Annotated in this window: 7 protein-coding genes and 2 pseudogenes; 1 reads left to right on the forward strand and 8 read right to left on the reverse strand. The window is 71.2% G+C overall.

What is annotated here, in order from left to right; genetic code table 11:
• Positions 1-860: alpha/beta fold hydrolase (locus NBX02_RS17270; protein WP_250292224.1), on the forward strand; the 860-nt coding region annotated here is incomplete at its 5' end.
• A gap of 141 nt (positions 861-1,001) precedes the next feature.
• Here NBX02_RS17270 and NBX02_RS17275 read toward each other — a convergent pair.
• From NBX02_RS17275 to NBX02_RS17310, 8 genes and pseudogenes are all read right to left on the reverse strand, one after another.
• The gene (locus NBX02_RS17275) at positions 1,002-1,853 is read right to left on the reverse strand and encodes a DUF72 domain-containing protein (RefSeq protein WP_250283745.1); all 852 of its coding nucleotides are present in this window, start codon (positions 1,851-1,853) and stop codon (positions 1,002-1,004) included.
• Between the two features lie 349 nt (positions 1,854-2,202).
• Positions 2,203-4,437: a catalase/peroxidase HPI gene (katG, locus tag NBX02_RS17280; protein WP_250292225.1), complete on the reverse strand. Its 2,235-nt coding sequence runs from the start codon at positions 4,435-4,437 to the stop codon at positions 2,203-2,205.
• Positions 4,438-4,473: 36 nt separating this feature from the next.
• Positions 4,474-4,853 (reverse strand): annotated as a pseudogene (locus NBX02_RS17285) (transcriptional repressor).
• Between the two features lie 288 nt (positions 4,854-5,141).
• On the reverse strand, positions 5,142-6,008 hold the full coding sequence (locus NBX02_RS17290) for a hypothetical protein (protein ID WP_445548501.1): 867 nt from the start codon (positions 6,006-6,008) through the stop codon (positions 5,142-5,144).
• 223 nt (positions 6,009-6,231) lie between these two features.
• Complete coding sequence (locus NBX02_RS17295) at positions 6,232-6,942, reverse strand: TetR/AcrR family transcriptional regulator (RefSeq protein ID WP_250283748.1); 711 nt, start codon at positions 6,940-6,942, stop codon at positions 6,232-6,234.
• Between the two features lie 30 nt (positions 6,943-6,972).
• Positions 6,973-7,734, reverse strand: a complete 762-nt coding sequence (locus NBX02_RS17300; protein WP_250283750.1) for a 3-hydroxyacyl-CoA dehydrogenase — start codon at positions 7,732-7,734, stop codon at positions 6,973-6,975.
• Positions 7,735-7,815: 81 nt separating this feature from the next.
• A complete protein-coding gene (locus NBX02_RS17305; RefSeq protein ID WP_250292226.1) occupies positions 7,816-8,982 on the reverse strand; it encodes an acetyl-CoA C-acyltransferase in 1,167 nt (388 codons plus the stop codon).
• Between the two features lie 303 nt (positions 8,983-9,285).
• Positions 9,286-9,572: pseudogene (locus tag NBX02_RS17310) on the reverse strand (hypothetical protein); the annotation flags it as partial.

Below are 9,572 nucleotides of genomic sequence, written 5' to 3' on the forward strand. Positions count from 1 at the left end.
GCGGCGCCAGCCCCGCCACCGGCGGGAGCATGCTGGAGGTCCTGCTGCCCCTGCGTCCCACCGGCAGCCGTCCTCCGCTGTTCTGCGTCCATCCGGCTGGCGGTATCAGCTGGCCCTATATCGGGCTGGCGCGTTACCTCGCGGACCATCCGCTCTACGGCCTGCAGGCACGGGGCCTGGCCGGGCCGGAAGAGCTGCCGGCCACCCTGGAGGAGATGGTCGCCGACTATCTCGAGCAGATCCGCGCGGCCCAACCGGCCGGGCCCTACCACCTGCTCGGCTGGTCCTTCGGCGGTGTGGTGGCCCATGCCCTGGCCGCCGAGCTCCAACGCGCCGGTGAGCAGGTCGCGCTCCTGGCCCTGCTCGACGCCTATCCCCTCGGGGCGGAATCCTCGCAAGAAGCGGCACCGCTCAGCGAACGGGACGTCCTCACTCTCCTCCTCGACGCCGCCGGCCTCAGCGAAGAGGGGCCACTCGACGAGGAACTGGACCGTGACCGCGTGATGGACCTCCTACGCCGCAAGCGCACCATTCCGGCGGAACTCCTGGAAGAGCGCGCACTGGCAGCCGTCATCGATGTCTCCAACAACAACGTCCGGCTGCTGCGGGGATTCACCCCCGGCCGCTTCGACGGGGACCTGCTGCTGTTCACCGCGGCCCAGCCCGCCCCCGACAGCCCGCCTGACGACCACCCGACACCGCGGGCATGGCAGCCGTACGTCGGTGGCATGATCACCATCCACGCCATCGCAAGCACGCACCATCACATGATGCGGCCCGAGGCACTGGCCCAGCTCGGGCCGATTCTGGCCGCCGCGCTCGAAGAAACCGGCCGGCGTCGTCCCACCCAGGGAAGCTGAAAGCCCGTGGCCAGCCCTTTCGAGGACGAGGACCGGAGACAGTATCTGCCCCGTCCTCGAAGGGGGAACCGCCTCCATCCGGGATGGATCCGCGGCTCGCGGGGAATCCGCGAGCCGCGGGAAACCGTCCCCCGCGCCGCGTCAGAAAAGGGTCAGGGGCTCGGTCGGTATCGGCTGGGGCAGCGCGTCGAGTCCGGGCACGCGTACCCGGACCTCGTCGTGGAAGCGGCGGGCGAGCGGCGGTGCGTCGGCGTTGTCCGGAGTATGGACAAAAACGGTGGGTGACCGGCCCTCACGCAGCCATCCGGCGACAATGTCGATCCAACGCTGCCAGCCCTCGATCGTCCGCTCGGCGGCGTCGCGGCCGAGGTAGCGGACGATCGGCCGGTCGGTCAACGCGAGCGGCCGCAGCGGCAGGCGCGGTTTCCTCGTCCATGCGTCCCGTTCGGCATCGCTGCTGGGAGGGCTCTGGAAGAATGCGGTGGTGTCGAATGGGATCCATTCGGCGGCCACGGTGGCAAGCGCCGCTTCGAGGAGCCGCGCCGCGCGAGGATCGTTGAAGAACGCGGGGTGACGGACCTCCACGGCGTACCGGTGGGACCTGGTGAGCCGGCACAGAAAGCGGGCGAGCGCGGGGACGTCGGCAGGAGCGAACGACCCCGGCAGCTGTATCCAGAGGGCATGGGCCCGTGGGCCGAGCGGCTCGATCGCCGCCAGGAAGGCGTGCAGCGCCTCGTCGACGTCCGTGAGACGGCGTTCGTGCGTGATGACCTTTGGCATCTTGATCACAAACCGGAAGTCGGGGCCGGTCTGCCGTGCCCACGAAACCACGGTGTCGCTGGCCGGGGTCGCGTAGAACGTCGTGTTTCCTTCGACCGCGTTGCACCAGCTCGCGTAGTGGCGCAGACGCTCGTGGGACGGGAGCGGATGTGCCAGCAGACGCCCCTGCCATGACCTGTGCGTCCACATCGCGCATCCCACGTGAAGACGCATGGCCCCGAGCCCTCCGTGAACGAGCCGCGCCCATGACAGCCGGGCCCGAGCTCGCCCTCCAGGTCTCGACCGTGACACACGCAGCACACATACCTGTACGGACGTACTGTATCCAGACGCCGGGCCCGCCCCGGCGACGGAACGCACGTCTCCGGGCCCCAGCTCCTGTTCCAGCACCGGCCAGACGCCGGCTGGGCACGGCCGGTTCACGTCGCGGACCAGCCGGCCGACCGGTCCGTGAACGGGAACGGGAACGTCCTGGTCAGCCGGGGCCGGCGCGGGCCGGCCGGCCGGCCGGCTGACCAGGATGTCAGGACCGGGCCTCGATCAGGTCATGACCTGATCATGATCAGGTGAGGTCGAACCGGTCGAGGTTCGTCACCTTGGTCCACGCCGCGACGAAGTCGCGCACGAACTTCTCCCGCGCGTCGTCGCTCGCGTAGACCTCCGCGAGCGCGCGCAGCTCGGAGTTCGAGCCGAAGATGAGGTCGACGCGGCTGGCGGTCCACCTGACCTCGCCCGTGGCACTGTCGCGGCCCTCGAAGGTGTTCGCGTCCTCGGACGTCGGCTCCCACGTCGTGCCCAGGTCGAGCAGGTTGACGAAGAAGTCGTTGGTCAGCGTCCCGGGGGCCGTGGTGAGGACCCCGAGCGGCGACTGCCCGTAGTTCGCCCCCAGGACACGCAGACCACCGATGAGGACCGTCAGCTCGGGGGCGCTCAGGGTCAGCAGGTTCGCCCGGTCGATCAGCAGGAGCTCGGCCGGCAGGTGCTGGCCCTTCCCGAGGTAGCTGCGGAACCCGTCCGCGGCCGGCTCGAGCACAGCGAACGACTCCACGTCGGTCTGCTCCTGCGACGCGTCGGTCCGTCCCGGCGTGAAGGGGACCTCGACGTCGAAGCCGGCGTTCCTGGCGGCCCGTTCGACCGCGGCGTCACCGGCGAGCACGATCAGGTCGGCGAGCGAGATCCGCTTGCCACCGGTCTGGGCGGCGTTGAAGGCCTCCTGGATCCCCGTGAGGGCGCGCAGGACCACGGCCAGCTGGTCGGGCTCGTTGACCTCCCAGGCGCGCTGCGGCTCGAGGCGGATGCGCGCGCCGTTGGCGCCGCCGCGCTTGTCGCTGCCGCGGAACGACGCGGCCGCCGCCCAGGTGGTCCTGACCAGCTGTGAGACGGACAGGCCCGAGGCGAGGATCCGCTCCTTGAGGGCGGCGGCGTCCGCGGCGTCGACGAGCTCGTGGGCCACCGGCGGGACCGGGTCCTGCCACAGCAGCGGCTCGGCCGGGACCTCCGGGCCGAGGTAACGCGAGACCGGCCCCAGGTCGCGGTGCGTCAGCTTGAACCACGCCCGGGCGAACGCGTCCGCGAACTGGTCCGGGTGCTCCAGGAAGCGCCGGGCGATGGGCTCGTAGATCGGGTCGAGCCGCAGCGAGAGGTCCGTCGTCAGCATTGTCGGGGCGTGACGCTTCGACGGGTCGTGGGCGTCGGGGACGGTGCCGGCGCCGGCGCCGTCCGCCGGCTTCCACTGGTACGCCCCGGCAGGGCTCTTCGTCAGCTGCCACTCGTAGCCGAACAGGGTTTCGAGGAAGCTGTTGTCCCAGGTCACCGGGGTAGGCGTCCACGCGCCCTCGAGCCCGCTGGTGATCGTGTCCCCGCCCTTGCCGGTGCCGAAGGTGTTCTTCCAGCCGAGGCCCTGCTCCTCGATGGGGGCGGCCTCGGGCTCCGGGCCGATGTGCTCGTCCGGGCTGGCCGCGCCGTGGGTCTTGCCGAAGCTGTGGCCGCCGGCGATCAGGGCGACCGTCTCCTCGTCGTTCATCGCCATCCGGCGGAACGTCTCGCGGATGTCGCGGGCCGCGGCGACCGGGTCCGGGACGCCGTTCGGGCCTTCCGGGTTGACGTAGATGAGGCCCATCTGGACCGCGGCGAGGGGGTTCTCGAGCTCCCGGTCACCGGTGTAGCGCTCGTCGCCGAGCCAGACGCTCTCGGGGCCCCAGTAGACGTCCTCGTCGGGCTCCCAGACGTCCTCACGGCCGCCGGCGAAGCCGAAGGTCGTGAAGCCCATCGACTCCAGGGCCACGTTGCCGGCGAGGACGAACAGGTCGGCCCAGGAGAGCTGCTGGCCGTACTTCTTCTTGACCGGCCACAGCAGGCGGCGGCCCTTGTCGAGGTTCGCGTTGTCCGGCCAGCTGTTGAGGGGCGCGAAGCGCTGCTGGCCGGCACCGGCGCCACCGCGGCCGTCGCTGATGCGGTACGTGCCCGCGCTGTGCCACGCCAGCCGGATTATGAACGGGCCGTAGTGGCCGTAGTCGGCCGGCCACCAGTCCTGCGAGGTCGTCAGGACCTCGGCGACGTCCCGCTTCACGGCGGGGAGGTCGAGGGTCCGGAACGCCTCGGCGTAGCTGAACTCCTTGCCGAGGGGACTGGCCACCTCGGGGTTCTTGGCGAGAATCCTCAGGTTGAGCCGGTTCGGCCACCAGCCGCGGTTCCCGCCGCCCTGGGTGGGGTGCGGGACACGCCCGTTCGCGGCCGGGCGACTACCACTACTCTCCGCGTTTGTGTCGTATACGACCGCATCGTGGTTCTCGGACATTGAGATTCCTCCCGGGCCTAGGCGGATCAGGGGCGGTCAGGAACTGCGTGCGGTGGAGCAGCCGGTACGCAGGCCCCAGCGGATGACCCCGGCCTCGTCGGTCGAGAAGCCGCGGCCGTCGGACGCGGCCGGGCAGGGCACCTCACCAACGGCGCGGCCGACGTCGGCGATGACGCCGGATGACCGGCGCACGACCCGGCACACGACATGGTGATGGCCGTCCCCTGCCCGCGACCCGCAGCGAGAGCCACGGAGCCGGACGGACGGACGCGCCGCACCGGGCTCGTGGCCGTCAGCGCACGCAGCGAGTCGTACCCGGCCTGGTGGGACGCCCCGGGCAGATGCCCGCGCACGGCGCCGGCGAGCGGGTCCGTTGCGGCGCACGGACGCGCCCGCACCGCGCTCAGCACCGCCATCCGAGGACGGGCCGCGCGCAGGGTGGCCCCGCGCGGTATCTGCCGGAGGTCCACGGCCGTAGTCACGTCCCCGACCCTGGCCCGTTTTCTGGAATCAGTCAAGAATCCAGAGGGCATGCTTTCTGATCCGGAACGGCCCGGGCCCGCGTCCCGGAACATGGCGCGGACGCGAAGGCCCCGGGCTCCCGCGGCCAGAGACCGCCGGCCCGGAGGGACGCTGGTCTCAAGCCGAGCCCCTCCGGGTGGCGGGCGTAGTCACGCCGCGGTCATGCCGCGGTCACGCCATGGTCACGCCGCGGTCGCGCCAACGGTCACCCCAGCGGCGCGCTCGCGTGGCGGGACGGACAGGCCGTCGGGCTCGGCGGCCGCGCGGGGCCGGGGAAGGAACTTCGACGCGCCGTGGATGGCCAGGACGCACAGGGCGATCGTGAGGAAGGTCGCGGCCCACACGAGCCCACGGGAGAAGTCCTCGCCGTCCAGGTGCAGCGCGATGATGATGGGGCTGCCGATACCGAAGTTCGCCCCGAACATCGTGATCGGGAAGGCGGCGAACAGCGAGGCCAGGCCCCAGGGGCTGGAGACGCGCCGCCAGATCTGCACGGCCAGGACGGTGAACAGGACCGTCTGGGTGCCCTCGAGCACGCCGATCACCGCCGGGTAGTTCCAGATCCGCAGCTCGTAGGGGCCGTAGTAGGTGTAGACGTCGACGCCGGTGCCGATCGTCTCGAAGACGCACGAGGTGAGGATCTCCGCCCCCCAGATCGCGAACAGCCCCCGGTAGCTCAGACGGCCCTCGTACATCCGGCGCCCGGCGTACAGCGCGACGGCGGCGTACAGGATGATGTAGCCGCTGTGCGTCCAGTTGGGCTGCACGACGCCGAAGGCGCTGAAGTGCGACCACATCGCGCCCGGCTTGCCGGCGGCGTCCGCGTCGAAGAACCACAGGTCGAAGGCGACGTCGTACAGCGGCTCGGCGAACGCCCCGACGCCCGCCGCGAGCAGCGCGCAGAGATAGAACGGCGTCCGCTCCCTACGCCACAGATAGAGCGCGACCATGATCATACCGAGCACGAGAGCCCAGCTCACCCAGGTGAAGATCGACTGCCAGAGCAGATCGAGCTCGTGTGACACCACGTCCCGCGGCATGCGTCCCAATGAGGGCCTCCTTCGCCGGAGCCATCACAAATATGACGGCCGTCACTCCGGACGTTAAGAGGTGTCACGGGAGCGAAACCTCCCCTGTAGGGGGGCTGTCCCTCCATCAGCAGGGGGAAACAGGGAAAAACAAAGGGCGGCTGGCGTCCCTGACAGGCGCCCGGGGGCCCTTCTCGAGACCGGCGTGGGACGGCTGGAAGCGATCCCCCCGCGTACGTCGAAGTTACCGGAAAGCGTCGCGGGTGCCGGTGACCGCCCGCGGGCGGCCGCGCTGGCCGCCGGCCGGCCGGCCCGGCCCGAGGGGGTGGTCGCCGGTGTAGCCGACCGTGCTCAGGCAGAGCAGGACGTACCGTTGCGCGATCGCCTCCGGCGGCAGCGGCCCGTCCGGGGAATACCAGATGGACACGCTCTGGCACATGGTCAGGACCGCCCGGCTGGCGTCGGCCGGGATGGGGGTGGTGAAGTGGCCCTGGGCGACACCCGCCTCGACCGTGTCGAGCAGCATGTGCTCCAGATAGTCACGCAACGCGACGTACCGGGCCCGGTTCTCCGGCTCGAGGCTGCGGATCTCGGTGTCGAGGAAGGCCAGCCGGTGACGGTTGGTCATGTAGAGCACGACACACTCGACCATGGCCGAGAAGCGGGCCGCCGGGTCGTCACCGGCCTCGGCCACCGCGGCCCGGCAGCGGTCGAGGACGTCGCGGATGGAGGTCTCGATCAGGGTGACCAGCAGGGCCTGCTTGTTCTCGTAGTGGTAATAGAGGGCCGGGACGGTCACCCCGACCCGGCGGGCGATGTCGCGCACCGACGTGCCGTGGTAGCCGTGCTCGTGGAACGCCTCCATGGCGTGCCTGAGCACCGGGTGCAGATTCAGCGGTGGGTATTCGCGCCACCGCCTCGCGGCACCGGCGGCCGTATCCGGTGCCGTGTTCACGCGGGACTCCTCAGGGAATCACCGGGGAAATCATCGGGGGGCCATGCGAATGGCGCCGTCCAGGCGGATGACCTCACCGTTGAGCATGGGATTGTCCACGATGTGCTGGACGAGGGCAGCGTACTCCTCGGGACGGCCGAGCCGGCTGGGATGCGGCACCTGCGCGCCCAGGGAGCTGCGGGCCTCCTGAGGCAGCGTGGCCAGCATCGGGGTCTCGAACAGGCCGGGGGCGATGGTGACCACCCGGATCTGCCGGCCGGCGAGGTCGCGGGCGACGGGCAGGGTGAGGCCGACGACGCCGCCCTTGGACGCGGAGTAGGCGGCCTGGCCGATCTGGCCGTCGTAGGCGGCCACCGACGCGGTGTTGACGATGACCCCGCGCTCGCCGTCGACGGGCTCGTGGGCGCTGATGCGGGCGGCGGCCAGCCGGATGACGTTGAAGGTCCCGATCAGGTTGATCTTGAGCACGCGGGTGAACAGCTCCAGGGAGAGGGGGCCGTCCTTGCCCAGCACCCGGCCGGGGGTGCCGATGCCGGCACAGTTGACCGCGACGCGTACCGGCCCGAGCTGCCCGGCGATGTCGAGGGCCGCGGTGACGTCCTGCTCGCTGGTGACGTCGGCGGGAGTGAAGACGGCGCGGTCCCCGAGCTTGGCGGCCACGGCCGCGCCGTCGGAGGACGGCAGGTCCACCAGGGCCACGGACGCCCCGGCGTCCAGCAGCCGGTACGCGGTGGCCAGGCCCAGGCCGGAGGCCCCGCCGGTGATGAGCGCGACACTGCCTTCGATGTTCACGGAGCTTTCCTCCCACGGAGTGCGGTCTTTCCCCGGTGTTCCGGGAGGGCGTCCCGCTTGTCTGTACGGCGTCCGGCCCGGCTACAGGCGCTCGATGATGGTGGCGTTGGCCATCCCGCCGCCCTCGCACATGGTCTGCAGACCGTACCGGCCGCCGGTCGCCTCGAGGTGGTTGACCAGGGTGGCCAGCAGCCGGACACCGGAGGCGCCCAGGGCGTGGCCGAGCGCGACCGCGCCGCCGCGGGGGTTGAGCTTCGCCGGGTCGGCGGCCAGCTCGCGCTGCCACACCAGCGGGACGGGCGCGAACGCCTCGTTGACCTCGTAGGCGTCGATGTCGTCGATGGACAGCCCGGCCCGGGCGAGGATCTTCTGCGTGGCCGGGATGACACCGGTGAGCATCAGCACCGGGTCCGAGCCGGTGACGGCGAAGGCGTGGAACCGGGCCCGGGGGCGCAGGCCCAGCCGTTCGGCGGCCCGGGCGCTGACGATCAGGGTGGCCGAGGCGGCGTCGGTGAGCGGGGAGGAGTTGCCCGGGGTGACGTGCCAGCCGATCTCCGGGAAGCGGGCCGCCGAGGGGACGCCGAGGAAGGCCGGCTTCAGCCCGGCCAGCCCCGCCACGGTGGTGGAGGGGCGTACGGTCTCGTCCACCCGGTGGCCGCCCACGGGCACGATCTCCCGGTCGAAGCCGCCGGCGGCGGCGGTGGCCGCGGCCAGCTGGTGGGAGCGGGCCGAAAAGGCGTCCAGCTCCTGGCGTTCCAGCTTCCAGCGGGCGGCAATCAGCTCGGCGGACACCCCCTGCGGGACCAGGCCCTCGGGGTAGCGCCGGGCAAGCAGCGTCCCGGTGGTGTCCTGCCCCTGCGCCGGGGAGCCCATCGGTACCCGGCTCATCGACTCCACACCGCAGGCGATGACCACGTCGTAGGCGCCCGCGAGCACGCCCTGGGCGGCGAAGTGCACCGCCTGCTGGCTGGAGCCGCACTGACGGTCGACCGTGGCGCCGGGCACCGACTCGGGCAGCCCGGCGGCGAGCAGCGCGCTCCGGGTGATGTTGGCCGCCTGCTCGCCGGCCTGCGAGACGCAGCCACCGATGACGTCGTCGACCAGGGCGGGGTCGATGCCGGTGCGTTCGATGAGCGCCTGGAGCACGCCCGCGAGCAGGTCCACCGGATGGACACCGGACAGCGCCCCGCCCGGCTTGCCCTTGCCGGACGCGGTCCGTACCACGTCGACGATCACGGCGTCGCTCATCCCGCGCTCCTCTCAGCGGTGAGAGGACCCGTCCGTGGCCGGTCTCTCGGCTTCCACGGGCCGGCTTCCACGGGCCTCCCAGGCAAACCACGATCATTTATTTATCGATCGATAAACAGGGACGCTAGGCTCCAGTGGCAGGCGCGTCAAGCGGTGGACGTGATCCCGCCGCCAGCGACCGCAACGAGCCCCACAGCCGATGACCGGCAGAAACCGTCATCACAATTGAAGTAACGGAGAGGATTTTCCCCCTTCGGGGGATTGACCCCCATCCCGCCTGCTCTATCGTTCACCCCGGCCATCTTAGCGATCGATAAACAAGACTTCTTTCTGTCCCGATCGGGCCACCCCCGACCAGGGAGTTCCACGGCGGAACGCACGCGCCACGAGCGGGACCACGTGGGCTTCCGAACCACCGTCCGGGATCTCGTCGCCCGCGAGGTCGTCGACGGACGCCGCGTCCCCGGCGCCACCGGCACGGGATCCGATCCCGCCGGCAGCGCCGTGCCCGGTGCGACAGCCCGCGCCCTCGGTGCCGCTCGGCGCCCTCGGTGCCACCGACGCGCTGGTCAGCCTGGTCGGCACGGCCG

This window comes from Protofrankia sp. CiP1_Cm_nod1, assembly GCF_920888515.1.
In the GTDB taxonomy this organism is placed as follows: Bacteria; Actinomycetota; Actinomycetes; order Frankiales; family Frankiaceae; genus Protofrankia.